Source organism: Sphingopyxis macrogoltabida (assembly GCF_001314325.1).
In the GTDB taxonomy this organism is placed as follows: Bacteria; Pseudomonadota; Alphaproteobacteria; order Sphingomonadales; family Sphingomonadaceae; genus Sphingopyxis; species Sphingopyxis macrogoltabida.
In genome coordinates, this window is record NZ_CP009429.1 from 1,353,884 (window position 1) to 1,370,570 (window position 16,687).

The 16,687-nt window shown below is 63.5% G+C and carries 25 protein-coding genes and 1 tRNA gene; 6 read left to right on the forward strand and 20 right to left on the reverse strand.

All coding sequences use genetic code 11. The features are described from left to right. The first annotated feature begins 109 nt into the window (after window positions 1-109). Window positions 110-568 (forward strand): SH3 domain-containing protein, encoded by a 459-nt coding sequence (locus LH19_RS06635; RefSeq protein ID WP_054726121.1) that lies wholly within the window; start codon window positions 110-112, stop codon window positions 566-568. A gap of 22 nt (window positions 569-590) precedes the next feature. Here the strand turns inward: LH19_RS06635 and LH19_RS06640 are convergent, their stop codons facing one another. The 3 genes from LH19_RS06640 to LH19_RS06650 all read right to left on the reverse strand — a co-directional run bounded on the left by LH19_RS06640 (window position 591) and on the right by LH19_RS06650 (window position 2,940). Then, window positions 591-986, reverse strand: coding sequence for a hypothetical protein (locus LH19_RS06640; RefSeq protein WP_054726124.1), 396 nt, complete (start codon window positions 984-986; stop codon window positions 591-593). Window positions 987-1,116: 130 nt separating this feature from the next. Further along, the gene (locus LH19_RS06645; RefSeq protein ID WP_054726128.1) at window positions 1,117-1,581 is read right to left on the reverse strand and encodes a hypothetical protein; all 465 of its coding nucleotides are present in this window, start codon (window positions 1,579-1,581) and stop codon (window positions 1,117-1,119) included. A 171-nt stretch (window positions 1,582-1,752) separates the two neighbouring features. After that, complete coding sequence (locus LH19_RS06650) at window positions 1,753-2,940, reverse strand: thiolase family protein (protein ID WP_054726131.1); 1,188 nt, start codon at window positions 2,938-2,940, stop codon at window positions 1,753-1,755. 157 nt (window positions 2,941-3,097) lie between these two features. On the opposite strand from LH19_RS06650, the gene LH19_RS06655 reads away from it, so the two are divergent. Continuing rightward, window positions 3,098-4,552: a coniferyl aldehyde dehydrogenase gene (locus LH19_RS06655; protein WP_054726134.1), complete on the forward strand. Its 1,455-nt coding sequence runs from the start codon at window positions 3,098-3,100 to the stop codon at window positions 4,550-4,552. A 1-nt stretch (window position 4,553) separates the two neighbouring features. Here the strand turns inward: LH19_RS06655 and LH19_RS06660 are convergent, their stop codons facing one another. Continuing rightward, window positions 4,554-5,651: an AI-2E family transporter gene (locus LH19_RS06660; RefSeq protein ID WP_054726137.1), complete on the reverse strand. Its 1,098-nt coding sequence runs from the start codon at window positions 5,649-5,651 to the stop codon at window positions 4,554-4,556. Window positions 5,652-5,766: 115 nt separating this feature from the next. Between LH19_RS06660 and LH19_RS06665 the strand changes: the two genes are divergently transcribed. Beyond that, window positions 5,767-5,851 (forward strand) — tRNA-Leu (locus LH19_RS06665). A gap of 167 nt (window positions 5,852-6,018) precedes the next feature. Continuing rightward, entirely contained in the window at window positions 6,019-7,014 is a 996-nt protein-coding gene (locus LH19_RS06670) for a tyrosine-type recombinase/integrase (protein ID WP_054726140.1), read from the forward strand. Between the two features lie 2 nt (window positions 7,015-7,016). On the opposite strand, the gene LH19_RS06675 is transcribed toward LH19_RS06670, so the two are convergent. After that, window positions 7,017-7,292 carry a helix-turn-helix transcriptional regulator gene (locus LH19_RS06675; RefSeq protein ID WP_054726143.1) on the reverse strand — a complete coding sequence of 92 codons (276 nt, stop codon included), beginning with the start codon at window positions 7,290-7,292 and terminating at the stop codon, window positions 7,017-7,019. Between the two features lie 31 nt (window positions 7,293-7,323). Then, window positions 7,324-7,491, reverse strand: coding sequence for a hypothetical protein (locus tag LH19_RS28475; protein ID WP_156344002.1), 168 nt, complete (start codon window positions 7,489-7,491; stop codon window positions 7,324-7,326). Between the two features lie 173 nt (window positions 7,492-7,664). On the opposite strand from LH19_RS28475, the gene LH19_RS06680 reads away from it, so the two are divergent. Further along, window positions 7,665-8,735 carry an RNA-guided endonuclease InsQ/TnpB family protein gene (locus LH19_RS06680; RefSeq protein ID WP_054726146.1) on the forward strand — a complete coding sequence of 357 codons (1,071 nt, stop codon included), beginning with the start codon at window positions 7,665-7,667 and terminating at the stop codon, window positions 8,733-8,735. A gap of 478 nt (window positions 8,736-9,213) precedes the next feature. Here LH19_RS06680 and LH19_RS06690 read toward each other — a convergent pair whose 3' ends face one another. Together LH19_RS06690 and LH19_RS06695 are read right to left on the reverse strand one after the other, a co-directional pair. Next, window positions 9,214-9,912 (reverse strand): hypothetical protein, encoded by a 699-nt coding sequence (locus tag LH19_RS06690; RefSeq protein ID WP_054726151.1) that lies wholly within the window; start codon window positions 9,910-9,912, stop codon window positions 9,214-9,216. Beyond that, entirely contained in the window at window positions 9,909-10,376 is a 468-nt protein-coding gene (locus LH19_RS06695; protein ID WP_167346267.1) for a helix-turn-helix transcriptional regulator, read from the reverse strand. The genes LH19_RS06690 and LH19_RS06695 overlap by 4 nt, the downstream gene beginning before the upstream one ends. A gap of 58 nt (window positions 10,377-10,434) precedes the next feature. On the opposite strand from LH19_RS06695, the gene LH19_RS06700 reads away from it, so the two are divergent. Beyond that, window positions 10,435-11,649, forward strand: coding sequence for an IS256-like element ISSpma2 family transposase (locus tag LH19_RS06700; protein ID WP_006954973.1), 1,215 nt, complete (start codon window positions 10,435-10,437; stop codon window positions 11,647-11,649). A gap of 120 nt (window positions 11,650-11,769) precedes the next feature. Here the strand turns inward: LH19_RS06700 and LH19_RS28480 are convergent, their stop codons facing one another. The 12 genes from LH19_RS28480 to LH19_RS06745 all read right to left on the reverse strand — a co-directional run bounded on the left by LH19_RS28480 (window position 11,770) and on the right by LH19_RS06745 (window position 16,675). Beyond that, window positions 11,770-12,117, reverse strand: coding sequence for a Lar family restriction alleviation protein (locus LH19_RS28480; protein ID WP_145923438.1), 348 nt, complete (start codon window positions 12,115-12,117; stop codon window positions 11,770-11,772). Then, on the reverse strand, window positions 12,114-12,380 hold the full coding sequence (locus LH19_RS06705; RefSeq protein ID WP_054726158.1) for a TraR/DksA C4-type zinc finger protein: 267 nt from the start codon (window positions 12,378-12,380) through the stop codon (window positions 12,114-12,116). Before LH19_RS06705 ends, LH19_RS28480 begins: the two co-directional genes overlap by 4 nt. Beyond that, window positions 12,377-12,646, reverse strand: a complete 270-nt coding sequence (locus tag LH19_RS06710; RefSeq protein WP_145923437.1) for a hypothetical protein — start codon at window positions 12,644-12,646, stop codon at window positions 12,377-12,379. The genes LH19_RS06705 and LH19_RS06710 overlap by 4 nt, the downstream gene beginning before the upstream one ends. Then, window positions 12,639-12,854 carry a hypothetical protein gene (locus tag LH19_RS28485; RefSeq protein WP_145923436.1) on the reverse strand — a complete coding sequence of 72 codons (216 nt, stop codon included), beginning with the start codon at window positions 12,852-12,854 and terminating at the stop codon, window positions 12,639-12,641. The genes LH19_RS06710 and LH19_RS28485 overlap by 8 nt, the downstream gene beginning before the upstream one ends. Continuing rightward, a complete protein-coding gene (locus LH19_RS06715; protein ID WP_145923435.1) occupies window positions 12,847-13,122 on the reverse strand; it encodes a hypothetical protein in 276 nt (91 codons plus the stop codon). The genes LH19_RS28485 and LH19_RS06715 overlap by 8 nt, the downstream gene beginning before the upstream one ends. Then, window positions 13,119-13,292 (reverse strand): hypothetical protein, encoded by a 174-nt coding sequence (locus LH19_RS28490; protein ID WP_156344003.1) that lies wholly within the window; start codon window positions 13,290-13,292, stop codon window positions 13,119-13,121. The genes LH19_RS06715 and LH19_RS28490 overlap by 4 nt, the downstream gene beginning before the upstream one ends. After that, complete coding sequence (locus LH19_RS06720; protein WP_054726168.1) at window positions 13,289-13,687, reverse strand: hypothetical protein; 399 nt, start codon at window positions 13,685-13,687, stop codon at window positions 13,289-13,291. The genes LH19_RS28490 and LH19_RS06720 overlap by 4 nt, the downstream gene beginning before the upstream one ends. Window positions 13,688-13,779: 92 nt before the next feature. After that, window positions 13,780-14,190: a DUF1367 family protein gene (locus tag LH19_RS06725; RefSeq protein WP_054726171.1), complete on the reverse strand. Its 411-nt coding sequence runs from the start codon at window positions 14,188-14,190 to the stop codon at window positions 13,780-13,782. Continuing rightward, window positions 14,187-14,525, reverse strand: coding sequence for a hypothetical protein (locus LH19_RS06730; protein ID WP_054726172.1), 339 nt, complete (start codon window positions 14,523-14,525; stop codon window positions 14,187-14,189). The genes LH19_RS06725 and LH19_RS06730 overlap by 4 nt, the downstream gene beginning before the upstream one ends. Window position 14,526: 1 nt before the next feature. Then, the gene (gene bet, locus LH19_RS06735) at window positions 14,527-15,453 is read right to left on the reverse strand and encodes a phage recombination protein Bet (RefSeq protein WP_054726175.1); all 927 of its coding nucleotides are present in this window, start codon (window positions 15,451-15,453) and stop codon (window positions 14,527-14,529) included. A gap of 11 nt (window positions 15,454-15,464) precedes the next feature. Beyond that, window positions 15,465-15,824, reverse strand: coding sequence for a hypothetical protein (locus LH19_RS06740; RefSeq protein ID WP_054726178.1), 360 nt, complete (start codon window positions 15,822-15,824; stop codon window positions 15,465-15,467). Beyond that, the gene (locus tag LH19_RS06745; RefSeq protein ID WP_054726181.1) at window positions 15,821-16,675 is read right to left on the reverse strand and encodes a hypothetical protein; all 855 of its coding nucleotides are present in this window, start codon (window positions 16,673-16,675) and stop codon (window positions 15,821-15,823) included. Before LH19_RS06745 ends, LH19_RS06740 begins: the two co-directional genes overlap by 4 nt. Window positions 16,676-16,687: the final 12 nt, after the last annotated feature.

The window sequence follows — 16,687 nt, forward strand, 5'->3', positions numbered from 1 at the left end:
GCCGATGCGCGGGGGTCAAGGGGCAGGGAACGGGCCGATGTTGTGGAGATCGTTCGTTGCAGTGCAGCGACCGGTTGAAAAGACCCGCCGATTTTGACAAGGCTGACGCATGACCAGCCGCCGCTTAGCCGTAATTCTGCTGTCGCTTGCCGTCGTGGGACCGGCGAGCGCGCAATCCGACCCGCAGCTTCCCTATTGGGCGTCGATCAGCGTCGACGAGGCGCGGATGCGCAAGGGGCCGTCGCCCGACGTGCCGGTGATCTGGGAATATCGGCGCAAGGATTTGCCGGTAAAAGTTGTTGCGCGTTTCGAAAACTGGCGGAAGATCGAAGACCCCGACGGCACGCAGGGCTGGATGGCGGCGCGGCTGCTCAGCCGGACCCGCACCGCCATCGTCACCGAAGAAATCCGCCCGCTGCGCGAGGCGGCAAGCCTGTCGTCGGCGATCGCCTACCGCGCCGAGCCCGGCGTCGTCGGCAAGATTACCGACTGCGCGAACGGCTGGTGCCTGTTCGACGTCAGGGGCCGGCGCGGCTGGATACAGACCGACCATATCTGGGGCGACTGACGCCCCGGATATGGGCAGATGATTATTTCGCCTTGGGCGTGACTGTTACGACAGTCCCGTCGTCGGCGGTCGCGGTGAAGCTGCCGTCGGCGCCGGGCTTCGTGACCGCCCAGCACATGCCCATTTCATCGCCGTCCGGGTCGAAGCAATCCTTGCCGTCGTGGGTCGCATATTGGCCCTTCACCTGTTTGCCCTTGGCGTCGGTGTCGACATAGGTGCCATCGGCGTTGATCGTCGTGGTCGCCATCGTGCCATCGGCCATTTTCACGTCGTACGTCCCCGGCCGCGTTCCCGAGTCGGCAGCAGGTGCGGGCGCGGCCTCGGCGGCCGGCTCGGCGGCAACTTCCTTTGTCTCTTCAGCCTTTTGCGAACAGGCCGACAGCGCCGCGCATGCGGCCAGCAGAACCAGCTTTTTCATGTCCGTCTCTCCCCCTCTTCGGAGCACGAAGGCTATGCCTTTCGTGAGGGAGCGGCAACGACAATCGCCATGACGAAAAGGGCCGATGGTTGTCCATCGACCCTTCACGGGATTCGAGCGATAGTATCGCTCAGCGCCAGCGGAAGTGGTTGCGATAAACCTGGATCACCTTGCCGCTGCGGACATTGACCAGCAGCAGGTCGTTGTAATGACGCACATAGGTCAGGTTGCGGTTCGCCCGCGGTACGCCCCAGCGGCTGTCCCAAGCGGGGCGATAGGCCGGAGCATAATAGCTCGAGCGCAACGTCGACCCGACACGGAACGACTGGTAGCGGAACGGCGCGCGATAATTCTGGTATCGCGTGTCGCGGCGCCAGTCGCGCTGGCTTTCGCGCAAGTCCTTGCGCGCGTCGCGCACATCGTGGCGGGCATCGCGAACGTCGCCGCGGTCGCCGTAACGCTGGGCGTGGCGGAGATCGCGCTTCTCTTCGCGCAATTCCTTGCGGTCGTTGCGGATTTCACGCGTCTGGGCCTGCGCCATCGCCGGGACCATCATCGCGGCGATCAGGCCGGCGGTGAGAAATTTGCTCTTCATGGTGCCATTCCTTTCAGTCGGTCAGGGGGGAGAGATCTGCCCGATGACAAGGATGGAATAGGCGCGCCGGCTTGAACCGAACCGGAATGCCGCGTTTATTTTCAGGTCATTAGTGTCGCAAAATGTCGCGAACCCCGGCCGGCCGTGCGCCAGGCCGGGGCGTGCCGGCGATCAGACGATTTCGATCGCCACCGCCGTCGCTTCGCCGCCGCCGATGCACAGGCTGGCGATGCCGCGCTTCTTGCCATGGCGCTGCAGCGCCGCGATCAGCGTGGTGATGATGCGCGTGCCGCTGGCGCCGATCGGATGGCCGAGCGCGGTGGCGCCGCCATGGACGTTGATCTTGTCGTGCGGGATACCGAGGTCGTGCATCGCGAACATCGCGACGCAGGCAAAGGCTTCGTTGACCTCGAACAGTTCGACGTCGCCGATCGTCCAGCCAGCCTTCGCGAGCACCTTGTTGATCGCGCCGACCGGAGCGATGGTGAAATCCTTCGGTTCCTGCGCGTGCGCGGCGTGCGCGACGAGCCGCGCTACCGGCTTCGCACCCTTGGCTTCGGCGACCGACTGGCGCGCCAGCACGACCGCGGCGGCGCCGTCGGAGATCGACGAGCTGGTCGCCGCGGTGATCGTGCCGTCCTTGGCGAAGGCGGGCTTCAGCGTCGGGATCTTGTCGGGCATGCCCTTGCCGGGCGCTTCGTCGGTGTCGACGACGACATCGCCCTTGCGGCCCGCGATGGTGACCGGCGCGATTTCATTGGCGAAAGCGCCATCGGCAATCGCGGCCTTGGCGCGATTGAGCGACTCGATCGAATAATCGTCCTGCGCCTGACGGCTGAGCTGATAGGCGTCGGCGGTGTCCTGCGCGAAGGTGCCCATCGCGCGCCCGGCTTCATAGGCATCCTCGAGCCCGTCGAGGAACATATGGTCATAGGCGGTGTCGTGACCGATGCGCGCGCCCGAACGATGCTTCTTCAGCAGATAAGGCGCGTTGGTCATCGATTCCATGCCGCCCGCGACGACAACGTCGACGCTGCCTGCGGCGAGCGCTTCGGCGCCCATGATCACGGTCTGCATGCCCGAACCGCATACCTTGTTGACGGTCGTCGCCTGCACCGACTTGGGCAAGCCGGCCTTGATCGCCGCCTGTCGCGCCGGTGCCTGGCCGAGACCGGCGGGAAGCACGCAGCCCATATAGATGCGTTCGATATCGTCGCCCGACACACCGGCGCGCTCGACCGCCGCCTTGACCGCGGTCGCGCCGAGGTCGGTCGCGCTCGCGTCCGACAGGCTGCCCTGCATGCTGCCCATCGGAGTGCGGGCATAGGAGAGGAAGACGACGGGATCGGTGGCGGTCATGGGACAAGACTCCGTAAGGGAAAGATACGTCGGCGGGTCGCTTAGCGGAAATGCTGCACGTGCGAAAGGGGCGGGAAGGAGATGGGGAGCCGGTTTCATCTTGCAACCCGCCGCGCAGCGTGATCAAACGCAGCGAACAGATATGGGGAGACGGGTCATGGCCACCGCAATCAAGCAGGATATCGCCGGCGAAACCGCGCGCATGCACGAAGTGCTCGCGGCGCAGAAGGCCAGCTTCACCGCGGCGATGCCCGAAAGCCTTGCCGTCCGCCGCGACCGCATCGACCGCGCGATCGCGCTGCTCGTCGACAATGCCGAGGAGTTCGCGAAAGCGGTGAGCGAGGATTTCGGTCACCGCAGCCGCGACCAGACGCTGATGACCGACATCATGCCGTCGGTCAGCGCGCTCAAGCATGCCAAAAAGCACATGGCGGCCTGGTCGAAGGGCGAGAAGCGCAAGCCGACCTTTCCGCTCGGCCTCCTCGGCGCGAAGGCCGAGGTCGTCTATCAGCCCAAGGGCGTCGTCGGCGTCGTGGCGCCGTGGAACTTCCCCGTCGGCATGGTCTTCGTGCCGATGGCGGGCATCCTCGCCGCCGGTAACCGCGCGATGGTCAAGCCGAGCGAGTTCACCGAAAATGTCTCGGCGCTGATGGCGCGGCTGGTCCCCGACTATTTCGACGAGAGCGAAATGGCGGTGTTCACCGGCGACGCCGAGGTCGGCATCGCTTTCTCGAAGCTTGCCTTCGACCATATGATCTTCACCGGCGCGACGAGCGTCGGGCGCCATATCATGCGCGCCGCGGCCGATAACCTCGTGCCGGTGACGCTCGAACTGGGCGGCAAGTCGCCGACCTTCATCGGGCGCAGCGCGAACAAGGACCTCGTCGGCCAGCGCGTCGCACTCGGTAAGATGATGAACGCCGGGCAGATCTGCCTGGCGCCCGACTATCTGCTCGTTGCCGAGGATCAGGAAGGCGCGGTGATCGATAGCGTGACGAAGGGCGCGGCCGCGCTCTATCCGACTTTGCTCGCCAATGATGATTACACGTCGGTCGTCAACACGCGCAATTACGACCGGCTGCAATCCTATCTGACCGACGCGCGCGAGAAGGGCGCCGAGGTGATCGAGGTCAATCCCGGCGGCGAGGATTTCGCGAGCTCGAACGGCCACAAGATGCCGCTGCATATCGTGCGCAACCCGACCGACGATATGAAGGTGATGCAGGAGGAAATCTTCGGTCCGATCCTGCCGGTGAAGACGTACAAGACGATCGACGACGCAATCGATTATGTGAACGCCAACGACCGCCCGCTCGGCCTCTATTATTTCGGGCAAGACAAGAGCGAAGAGGATCGTGTGCTGACGCGGACGATCTCGGGCGGGGTGACCGTCAACGACGTGCTCTTCCACAATGCGATGGAGGATCTGCCCTTCGGCGGTGTCGGGCCGTCGGGCATGGGCAATTATCACGGGGTCGACGGTTTCCGCACCTTCAGCCACGCGCGCGCGGTGTATCGCCAGCCCAAGCTCGACGTCGCAGGGCTCGCCGGGTTCAAGCCGCCCTATGGCAAGGCAACCGCGAAGACGCTGGCCAAGGAACTGAAGAAATAGCTCAGTCTTTCCCGGCGATCTTGATGTCCTTGCCGAGCAGGGTTTTCACATAGACACGCTGGACAAGCACATAGACGACGACGGTCAGCGGCGCGGCGAGCAGGACGCCGAGGAAGCCGAACAATATCCCTGCCGCGACGACCGCGAACAGCAGCACCCCGGGCGGCACGTCGACCGCCTGCTTCTGGATCATCGGCTGCAGGAAATTGCCCTGCAATTGCTGGATCGCGAGGAACAGGATCAGCGTCCACAGCGCGGTCGCGGGCGACACGGTGAAGGCGAGCAGCACGGCGGGGACGCCGGCGATGATCGGGCCGATCATCGGGATCACGTCGAGCAGCCCGGCGATCAGGCTGAGGCCGCCCGCCGCAGGGACACCGAGCGCAGCAAGCCCCGCCCAGGTGAGCGCCGCGACGACGAGCGAGGAGACCGCCTGACCGACCATCCAGCCCTTGAGGCCGCGCCCGGCATCGTCGAGCGCGAGCGCGGCAATGTCTTCGGCTTTAGCGGGCATCATCAGCAACAGCCCGCGCCGGTAGGTGGCGGGGTCGCTGGCGAGGAAGATCGCGGCGACGAGGACGAGCACGAAATCGGCGATCCCGCTGCCCGCGGCCAGCGCATAACCGCCCGCCTCGGACAGCAGCCGCGAGATATCGTCGCTGCCGACTGCGGCAAGTTCGCGCACGCGTTGGCCGAGCCCGTAGCGGTCGAGAAAGGCTTCGAGGCCCGCCAGCGCTTGCGGAATCCGGCGCTGGATGGTGTCGATCTCGTTCGCGAGCTGCGAACCGAACAGCATGAAGGCGCCCGCGAAGATCGCGATGATCCCCGCGACCGAAAGGGCGAGGGCAATGCCGCGTCCGATCCGCGTCCGGCGGCACAGCCAGCTCGCGATCGCATCGAACACCGCGCCCAGGACGATGGCGGCGAAGACCAGCATGAAAAAGCGGGTCAGCGTCACCGTAAGCCATGCCACCGCAACAATCGCAATAACGATCACCGCCGCGCCTGCGATCCGGCCGGGCCCGAAGGCGGGCGCCGGTTCGGCCTTGGCGCGCGAGCGGGAGGATGGGGCGGGCGACGCCTTGGTCTTTTCGGTCATCTTCCCGTCTTATGCACGAAGCCGCTTATCCACTAGACTAAAACCACCTTTCTGTGGCAACGGCTCCGCGCATCGGCTTCGGTGGGAATCATTTTCTACCTTCGACCGTCCACGGGCCCCTGTGGTGAAATTGGTAGACGCGCTCGACTCAAAATCGAGTTCCGCAAGGAGTGCTGGTTCGAGTCCGGCCAGGGGCACCATAAAAAACAAGGTTTCGGCGCTTAACCATAGCCTTTCTGCCGATTATTGCCATATTTTCTGCCGTAATGCAAGCGGAACGTTCGCGGAACATTGTAGAAACCTTGCGAAAACGCGCGGGCATCTTTACGTCAAAGCCTCCGACACGATTACGGCAACGGAGGATTCGGTGGCCAGCATCCGGCAGCGCGGCAAAAAGTGGCATGTCGAGGTGTATAGGCTTGGGATTCGCAAGGGCAAGTCCTTCGACACAAAGCGCGCGGCGGCGGCGTGGGCAGCCGTCACAGAGGCCGATATTACGGCACGGCACGAGCGCGGGGAGTATGACACGACCGGCCCCGGTCTTCGCACGGTTCGCGATATGATGGATCGATACCTTGCCGAGGTGACGCCGTCCAAGCGCGGGGTGCGCAACGAGACAGCGCGGCTGCGGGCGTTCATGCGCGACCCTATCGCCAACGTCTCCCTCGCGAGCATCGCAGCCCCCGACATTGCCGCATGGCGCGACCGGCGCTTGGAGTCCGTCAGTTCGGCGTCGGTCGCCCGCGATATGAATTTGATGGTGAGTATTTTTAGCCGCGCCGTGAAGGAATGGCACTGGCTGACCGCTAACCCCTGTTCCGGCGTCCAGCGGCCGAAAGATTCGCCGCCGCGCGAAAGGCGAATAAGCGACGCCGAGATTGCCGCCATCTGCCATGCTTGTGGTTTCGATCGGGCTAGCGATCATCTGGCGGTGACCAAGCCGCAAAGGGTGGCCGTGGCGTTTCTGTTCGCTATCGAGACGGCGATGCGCGCGGGCGAGATATGCGGACTGACCGGTCGGGACGTGTCCGGCAGTGTCGCGCGGCTCGACATGACGAAGAACGGTTACGGGAGAGACGTGCCGCTGTCGTCGCGCGCGCTTGCCTTGCTCGCTCGCCTTCCTGCCACTGACGGCCCGCTTTTCGACATCACCGCCGGCACTCTCGATGCCCTGTTTCGCAAATACCGGGACAAGGCCATGGTGACGGGGCTGCATTTCCACGACACGCGGCATGAAGCCATTTCGCGGCTGGCGCTCAAGATCGACGTTCTTGATCTCGCCCGCATGACTGGCCATCGGGATATTCGCATGTTGATGCGCTATTATCATCGGTCCGCTTCCGACGTGGCGGGGCAGTTGTAAGGTCACCTCCCGGCAGCCCATGCGCGTACCTCGGCCGCTCGCCATCGGGGCTGGCCCGGGCGATCAACCAGATTTGGGAAGCCGGGGGTCGCGCGGCGCTGATAGAATGTGCTCGTGCTTATGCCGAGATATTCCCGCACCTGCTGCGCGCTCCAAAGTTCGTCGGGGTCCGGCATCTCTGCCGACTGCTGCGGCACGACAAGCCCGCGCTGAACGAGCTGGTCCGCAAGGGCGCTGGCCAGCTCGCCCACGTCGATGTTGAGAGTTATCGCGTTCATATGCCGCCTTTCATGTTATGCCGCTCTGCCGTCATCTCTTCCACCATCGAAAGGGGCGGGGTTCGGGTTGCGGCTGTGGCTTTTCCGGGATCGTGCGGACGTGCTGCCCGTCGATGACATAGCCGGTGCTGGTCATCTTCACGACGCCGGGGGCTTCGGGAAGGCGCTCTATGCGCTTCCAGTTGCGGGATTGCATCATGGCTGTTCTCCACGAGAAACCCTGTTCTTCAGAATAGGGAGGGGCAGCGATAGCCGCTCACCCCGGGCGTTGATGTTTTTCGCTACATCTGGTAGAAACGGCGAACGCGCCACCGGACGGCAATCCGATGACGCGTTCTTGATCCGGCCTGGCATACACAGGACAGACCCGCAGTGAGCTTTCTCAGTTTCAAGTTCCGCGTCAAGAGCGGCGAGCGCAGGCTCCGCAAGCACGCGATCGCGTGCAATCAGGTGTGGAACTTCTGCGTCGCCACCCAGCGCGAGGCCGAACGTCGGTGGCGTGGTGGGGCCAAAGTCCACTGGCCCACGGCCTTCGACCTGATCCGCCTTGTCACCGGCGGTGCCGCTGGACTCGGCATCCATTCTGACACTGCCAGCCAGATTTGCCGCCAGTTCGTCAATTCGCGCAACCTGCATCGGCGCTGCCCGCGTTTCCGCCCCAGCTTCGGAGCGAAGCGCGCCCTTGGATGGATCGCCTTCATTCCACGTGCCGTGAAGGTCGAAGGCCCCAGTGCGATCTATCTCAAGCAGCGCTACGCCTTCTGGAAGTCGCGCGACATCGAAGGCGCAATCAAGTCCGGTTCCTTCGTCGAGGACGCACAGGGGCGCTGGTATGTGGTGTTTCAGTGCGAGGTTCCAGACGACCTGCCCACTAACGACGGGATGGTGGGCATTGACCTTGGCCTCAAGACGCTGGCCACAACCAGCGATGGCGAGAAGATTGAAAATCTGCGTCACTACGACAGATACGCCGCAAAACTTGCTGTCGCTCAGCGCGCTGGCAACAAGAAGCGGCTGCGCGCGATCCATGCGAAGATCGCCAATGCGCGTCGTCACCACCTTCACGAGCATTCCACGCGGATTGCTCGGGAGAATAAAATGATCGTTGTCGGCGATGTGAACTCCGCTCGGCTTAAGCGAACGAAGATGGCGAAATCCGTCTCGGACGCTGGCTGGTCGTCGTTCCGGCACATGCTGCGATACAAGGCTGCCAGAAGGCAGGCGGTATATGTTGAAGCTGACGAACGATGGACTTCCCAAACGTGCTCGGCTTGCGGGGTGATACCCGTCAGCAGCCCGAAAGGTATGGGCGCGCTTGGAATGAGGCGCTGGGATTGCTCGGATTGTGGAGCGTCGCACGATCGCGACGTCAACGCGGCTCGAAACATCCTTCGTGTCGGGCTGGAACATCAGCCTCCCGCTGGGGAAATCGCCGTTCTGTAAGTCGGTGAACATGTTAATTCTCCCTCCCTATCTGAGATACAGGATGATCGGGGTTGGGGGTGACGAATTGGCTGCCGGGCTGAAACGGGTATCGTCCTTCGGCTCGCGCCGTTTGATTATACGCGCCCACGTCCTCGCCATGAATATGTGGGGCCTTGCCCGCGCACTCGTCGCGGGAGCACTGGACGTCGCAATCGTACCAAATGTTGAAGCACGGTCGGCAGACATCATTGAGGCCGCCCGTTCCGTGGCTTTCCAAAAGGAATTCACTGCCTCCGCAGCATGTGCATTTGTCACCCACGGTTCACCTCCCCCTCTGCTTGGGGACGGTCGGACTCTTCACCGGGAATGCGGACAAGCGAAAATTCACCCATGAACCAGCTTTCGTAGGGTTCCCACCATATCCACACATCGCCGATCTTAACCGGGAGCCACGCGAAACGCCGCCGCCAGCCATCCTCTTTCGCAGCCCAGCGCATCAGCCAGTCCCCTTCTTCACGCCGAGCAATTCGTCGTGCGCGGCATGGGCGTCGGCCAGATTTTTGAAGTGCACCTTGAGATACGGCGTCGGTCCGTCACCCGACACGCAGGTCGAGAACGTTCGCCTATCCATTGCCCGCAGTCTCTCGGTTTCATCAACCTCGGGCGCGAGCCTCCATGCCGGTGGAACGATCCCCGCCGCCTCAGCGCGAGCGATGAAGCAATTCGGGCAAAGAATGCCGCCGGGGTCATCTTTCGCACCAGCGCCGCCCACAGCGCGATTCCAGATATCATTCGGAGCGAACCACACCGGGTTGATGCGGGCACACTCGTCGCAAGTCAGACTGCCCTTGTCGGTTTCATCAACGGCCGAGGCGGGGGTGGCGGAATGGCGGATTTCCGAGTTTTTCCCCGCTTGGGGAAAATCCTCCTGTGCGGGTGGGGTGGTGGAGAGGGCGCGGCGAGCCCCGTCGATTGCATTTAGGTGGCCCAGCGCAGCAAGGCCCAACCGGTCGGCGCTCACGCGGGACTGGTCGAACTCGCTGCCCGCGAGAAACGATTGGATGAACGAAAATCCTTCTCTGGCATTGGCCAGCGCCTCCCTCAGCGCATCCCCGTCATATTCCTGACCAAGGCGCTGTAGATCGGTGAGGGGGGTGGTGAGGAGGGTCTGCGCGCCTTTTTCTTCTTCGCTCATGGTTCACCGGCTCCTTGCTGGGAAGGGAGGGCGGCGCGGCGAAATGTGGTGATCCGTTCGAACCCAAGGCGCGCTGCCAACCCGTCAGATATGTCGCGCCGACCGTTCAGGACGTCAGATAGGTACGATGGCGTGATCCCGAGCCTATGCGCGATGTCCCGCTGCGAAGCCTCCGAAGACCGCAATTCGGCCAAGACCTCTTCCGCCGTCAGCGAGGATTCGAGCAGCGAGCGGAGAATCTCGGCGTGCGATGCCGCCTGTTGAGCCGTCCGCCCCCAGTCGTCTTTGAACCGATCATGGAAGGCTTCGAGCCATTCAGCGATGGCTGCTAACGGGCAAGCCTCGGCGGCAACAACAAATCGCCCGTTAGCGTCCGCGCTCGTGGTGTAATTTCCGGTGTAGGCGATGGTGTATTCCGGGGTGGGGCATGCCCCACCCCGGAATGCGGCGTCGCTGGTGGCCACCGGGTTCATCGTTATGGTGGAGTTTGCACACTTCAACCGTGACGAAGAGGAGTTCCCGATGACCGAGGACAGATTACTGATCGAAGAGCTTGCTGCGAAGGGCGGCCAACCGGATTTTTTGCGCACCATCGCCGAGAACGTGCTGCAGCTGATCATGGAGGCCGACGTTGATGGCCTGATCGGCGCGGGTCGCCACGAACGCAGCAGCGAGCGCGCGACCTGGCGCAACGGCTATCGCGACCGTTCGCTGGATACCCGGGTAGGCACGCTGAACCTGAAAATCCCCAAGCTGCGTGCTGGGTCCTACTTTCCGGGCTTCCTTGAGCCCCGCAAGATGGTCGAGAAAGCGCTGGTTGCGGTGATCCAGGAAGCGTGGATCGGCGGGGTCAGCACCCGGCGGGTCGATGAACTCGTCCAGGCCATGGGCATGACCGGCATCTCCAAGTCCACCGTCTCCAAGCTTTGCAAGGACATTGACGAGCGCGTCCATGCCTTTCTGAAACGCCCGCTCACCGGCGAATGGCCGTATCTCTGGCTCGATGCCACCTATCTCAAGGTACGCGAAGGCGGGCGGATCATCAGCGTTGCCGCAATAATCGCCATGGCCGTCAACACCGAGGGCCGGCGCGAGATCGTCGGCCTGCATATCGGCCCCTCGGAAGCGGAGGTCTTCTGGTCCGACTTCCTGAAGGACCTTGTTCGGCGCGGTCTTACCGGCGTGAAGCTGGTCATCTCCGATGCTCACGAGGGCCTCAAGGGCGCGATCACCCGCGTCATGGGCGCCACCTGGCAGCGCTGCCGGGTGCACTTCATGCGCAATGCCCTGTCCTATGTGCCCAAGGGCCAGAACACTGTCGTCGCCGCCGCGATCCGCCAGGTCTTCCTGCAGCCCGATCAGAAAAGCGCAACGCAGGTCTGGCGACAGGTCGCCGACCAGTTGCGCACCCGTTGGCCCAAGCTCGGCGCCTGCATGGACGAGGCCGAAACCGACGTGCTCGCCTACACCGGCTTTCCCACCCAGCACCGCACGAAGTTACACTCAACCAATCCGCTCGAGCGGCTCAACAAGGAGGTCAAGCGCCGCGCCGACGTCGTCGGAATCTTCCCGAACGAAGACAGCATCATCCGCCTCGTCGGGGCTGTGCTGATGGAGCAGAACGACGAGTGGCAGCTCCAGCACCGATACATGCAGATCGAAGGCATGGCCGAACTCAACCAACCCATGATCGAGGAGGAAAATCAGCCCCTACACATCACCGCCAAAGCCGCCTGACGATGGCCCACGGCCACAGCCGAAATTACACCACCTTGACGGACGCGACCAATCGCCCTCCCATGCGAGAGGCCAGCTTTTCGGCTGTCGCAATGATTTCTGCGCGTTCATCGGTTCGGGTCATTCTCCCTCTCCCGCATCGCCGGTCGGTTCAGCCGTGGGGGTAGATAGAGAGGCGAGGGCTTGGCGTAGGCGCGCGACGCTGCGGCGCGAGGCCTGTCCATATCCGCATACGTCCGTAGCGGCGGCGATCAATTCCCCCACCGAGGCAGCATTACTGCTCTGGCGGTGGCGCTGGTTCCATGCTGCGAAGGCTTTTTCGGGCTCATCTTTTCGGGCCTGAACGAACGGCTCAGCCTCACAGCGGCACCCGATGCCGCAATGGCCGTAACTGTCGTCGGGGCAGAATTTAGGCGCGCCGCCGCAAAACGGACACGGCTCAAGCGCCTGCTTAGGGGTGGGGGTCATGATTTTGCTCCGTCGATGACGCGAAACGGGACCAGCCGGACGCCATGCTCGCTGGGGATTGCCCGAACACGGCCTTCATCGAACCATTTGTCCACATCGCGGGTCTCGTCGTAACTGGCGCAAGTCGGAGCCAGGCAGCCGCTCCACTGGTCGTCCTGCTCGGGCTCCGGCGCAGGGCAGATGGTGAATGTCTCACCGCAGCTTTCGCACCGGTACTCGACGACCGGTGTGCCATATTCGTTGGTGGTTTCGCGCAGTCTCATCGACGCAACTCCTGCTTCTGCCGCCATGCGGCCTCGTAATGCTCTTGCATCGACACCGGCGGCTCTCCGCTGGCAGCATCTTCCGCCTGACGCTCGGCCATGTTGGCAAGTTCGTCGTCAGTCGGCGCGCGCCAGCCCTTGCCGTCGCAGGCGGGGCAAGGATCGTCTGCCGTCCGAAGCGTCATCAAGCCCGACGCGCTCTTGACCACCGTAGAACCCCACCCGTCGCATTGTGGGCATTCGATTTCGATCTCGCTGCTACTCATGGGGGTGGACTCCGGTGGCTTGGGCGCGCTTGGCTTCCACGGCGGCAATGTATCCGGGCCGGTTCTGATTGGTCGGGATCAGGTGATAGGCATCGGTGCAAACCTCGACCTCGCCCTCAAATGCCATCGCCGGGTGACGATGAGGGTCGGGGCTGTCGCAGGTCGGACAACGGTGGCCGGGGTGCAGCGCATAGCGGGCGTTATTCATCGGGCGATTCCTTTCGGGCTGCGGCCGACGCCAACAGGCGGTCGAGGTTGCCGGGCTTGAGCATGAAGCGGATTGCCGCGCGGGCCTGCTTCGTGGCGTGCTTGCGGGCGCGAAATGCGGCATCGCTATTGCGCTTCGACCGGCGGCGGCCATCGAACGCGCAGGGGTCGAGATACCGTGCAAGGTTCTCGTGGAGAGGCCGCACGCGATCATCTGCCGATGCATCCGGCCTATGCCCTCCTACAGGGGGAGTGATGGAATCGGTCATGAGGGGGTGCCCTGCTTGGCGGCGCGGAGGCGGTGAATCTCGATAAAGCCGCAAAGGCCGAGCGCGACGCCCATCTCCGCAAGGGTCGCGTCATTGCCCATGACCCGCGTGACGATGGCATAGACTGCGATGACGAACAGTCCGTGCAGGAGACCGAAAACCGCGCTCACTTGCCCGCTCCCTTCACCGGAGCCTTGGCTGCCCGCTTTGCTGCCTTCTGCTCGCGATCCCGTTTCAGGCGGGCGCGGTGGGCGAGGGCATCGGGTTTCAGAGAGGCAATGGCGCGCTCTAGGCCAGCAACCATTCCAGTCTGGGCGATGGCCCCACGGATGCGCTCGCTGCGGGAATGGGAACACCCTTCGATCCCGCCGCATATCGGGCACGGCCCGGAGAGGCTGAACCCGAGCGCGCTTTCGTAGCCAGCCACATCATCCTGTGCCGCAGCAAGGTCGGTGATGGCCTTCTTGAATTTGGCCTCGAAGTCGTCGCGCTCGGTTTCTGCTGTCGCAAGACGCTCCTTGAGGCTGGCGTGCGCCGCTTCGTGGGTGCTTTTGAGCATGAACATCGGTCAAATCCTTGTTTCTACCGCCGGTCCTAAATCGGGGGCAATTTGCGAGCAGGACCGGCGGATTGTTCGCGCTCGCGGCGGGGTGAAATTCAGGCGGCTTCCTGCGAGAGCATCTCGGGGTCAGCCCCGAGCGCCTCGGTCAGAAGCCGGATCGTGTCGGAATAAAGCCGCTCGAAGTCCTCTCGGGTCATCGAGGCAACGGCCATTGAATGCGGGATCTGGACGATCTCGCCGGTGAATTCGTTGACGTACTCGTCGTACCGATGAAGGCTGATCAGGATGTCGCGGCGCAGATGCTCGGTCGATGTCCAGCGGCCGGTTGCTTCGACGACGTTGTTGAGGATCGCGAAATATTTCCGATGCTGGGCCATATTCCGCGGCGACCAGACTTCGACGAGAACCGCATCGCCGTCCTTGACGCCAGACAGAAGTTCTCGCGCGTCGCGGTTCGCGGGGGCGAGCGCCAATCCGGCGCGGCGGAAAAGTGCGTTGCCCTTCATGAGAGAATTCCCATCGCATAGCTTTCGGCGCGGATGGTCTCGGCGGCGCGAACGTCGACGTTGTTGCGCGCGCACCAGGTCATTTCGTTGCCGATGCCGTGGATGCCGTTCGGCCCTTGGTGGCAATCTGGGCAGACCGGCACGAGAAACTCGTGATCGCGGCGCCAGCGCTTAGCCGGAAACGACAACATCGTATGATGAGCGTCGGAACGGCCAACCACGCCGCAGCCGACGCAAGGCAGCGATTTGACGCGCGCCTTGTGCCGTTTCTCGGCCGCGTTCATCACGGGCGAGTATTTCGGCTTCATGCGCTTATGATTGACCGGCGCGCCCATCTTATTTGCCCTCGAGATGCTCGCGGCGCACGCTCACGGCGGCGTCGATGCGGGCGTTCTCGCCGTCGGGCAGGGCCTCCATATGCTTCTGCCAGTCCTTTTCGACCGCTTTCAGGTCGATGATGGTCCCGGCGCCGGCGGCGCGTTCGATCAGTTCGGCGACGATTGCGGCGTGCGGTTCTTCGCTGCCGTCATGCTGGTCGCCGTGGTCGGCATCGGCGCGGCCCTCGGCGGCGTTCGGATTGTCAGCCGTCACGGTATCGATGATTTCGCCGGTGTCTTGGTCGATCATCTGCGCGCGCGTCGGCGGCGTGACGTTCCGGGCCTCGACAGGATCGCCGATGATCTGGATTTCAACCTCGTCGTCGGCGTAGATGCCCGAGAAGCCGAAGGCATAGCGGGCGCCTTGGATCAGCGCGCGGTGGCGCAGCATCCGGTTCGGCGACTTGTTCCACGGATCGGTGTTGCGCTTGCACTCGTCGAGATATTCGGTGACCTTGATCGGGCGGCTGCGATCCTTGCGCCAGATGATGCTTTCGATCGCGTAGAGCTTGCCCTTTTCGTCAACGATATCCTCGAACTCGATGCCGTCGAACTGCGGATGCTCGTTCATGATGCGAACCCATCCGTCGATCGACACGAGCGGAACAATGCCGCCGCCCTTCGCTGCGAAGGCGTAAATCTCCTTGGTGAGCGGGTTCAGCTTATATTCGTTCGCCACGACGATCAGTGCCGCGAACTCGGAATCATTCGCCCCCTTGAAGACCGTCGCGCGGAGCGTTTCCTGCAGCTTCGCGGGCGAGAGGTTGAGGCGCTGGGCCATCGCCTGAATAGCAGTCGGGCGCATCTTCGCCTCTTCGATCTGGGCGATGTTATTCTGGATGGCATCCTCTTGCGTGGCGAGGGCGCGGCTGCGGGCGGTATTCATGTCGGTTCCTTTCAGAAGGGAATTTCGTCGCCGCGGCGCGCGGCAAGGTCTTCGGCGCGGTATTGGGCGAGCACGTCTTCTATGACCTGGCGGGCGACCTTGACCTCGCTCTGTCGCGGGACGCGGACGGCATCGACCAAGCGCTCGAACTCGGCGAACGACAGGATGACAGCCGTTTCATCGCCCATCCGGCGAACGCTCGCGTTGTTGATGTGGGTCAGAAAGATGCGGACGTCGTTGAGCTGGGATTCAAGCCGCAGATGTTCACCCGCCCCTTCGTCGATCGACGCCGGGCGCGCGGCGGCAAAGCCCTTGAGCCACCAGATGGCGTCGGCGAGCTTGTCGCGCGCGGTTTCGATGTCGGTGATCATCGGATCGCCGTCCCGGTTTCGGAATAAATCCGAACGCCCTTCATTTCGCGCGTGCCGCCGCGAACCTGCGCCGCGATCACCTTGTCGATAGCCTCGACGACCTTGGCGTGTTTCAAGATGCTGTCGGGAAGCTGGCGCACGCTCAGGATTTCGTGCTTCCAGTTCGTCGTGCGGACCACCTTGGCGCCGTAGTCGCCGCGCACGATTGGCGCTGTCGTCTCGGGCTCGGGCTCCGGCTCGACCTCAACGACTGGCGCGGCGACTTCGACGGCAACGGCCTCGCGGGCTTCGGCGGCGGCGCGCTCGTTCTCGATGGCTTGCAGCCGCTCGCGTTCCTTCCGCGCTTCCTCGTCGGCGATGGCCTGCAACCGCTGGCGCTCCGCCTCCTGCTCGCGGCGGATTTCCGCCTGGCGCTGCCGTTCCTTTTCCTGCTCGGCGTCGTCGAACGCTTTGACCCGAGCTCGCGCGGTTCGCTCAGCTTCGGCGAGCGGCTGGACGATCGCGTCGGCGCGGCCTTTGAGTGCGCGCTGCGCTATCAGGAGCGGACGGTTGAGCTTTTCGCGCTCGCCCTCAACCGCTTTCCCGGCGGCGACCATCTGCTTGATCAGGTCGGCATAGCTGCCTGCCATTTCAGCATCGGCGATGACGACCGGGGCGCGGCCGGCGCTCGCGAGCAAGTCGGCGATGCGCTTCGAGATGCCCCCAACCTCAAGCGCTTCGGCAAGGTCGACGACGATCTGCTCTTCGATGGGCGGATTGTTGTGGCCGATGCTGGCCGCAACGGCGGCAATGTTTTCGCTACGCTGAGCGTCGTCGCGATGTTTTTCAGCAAGGCGCTGGACAATGGCCATTCTTCTTCTCCT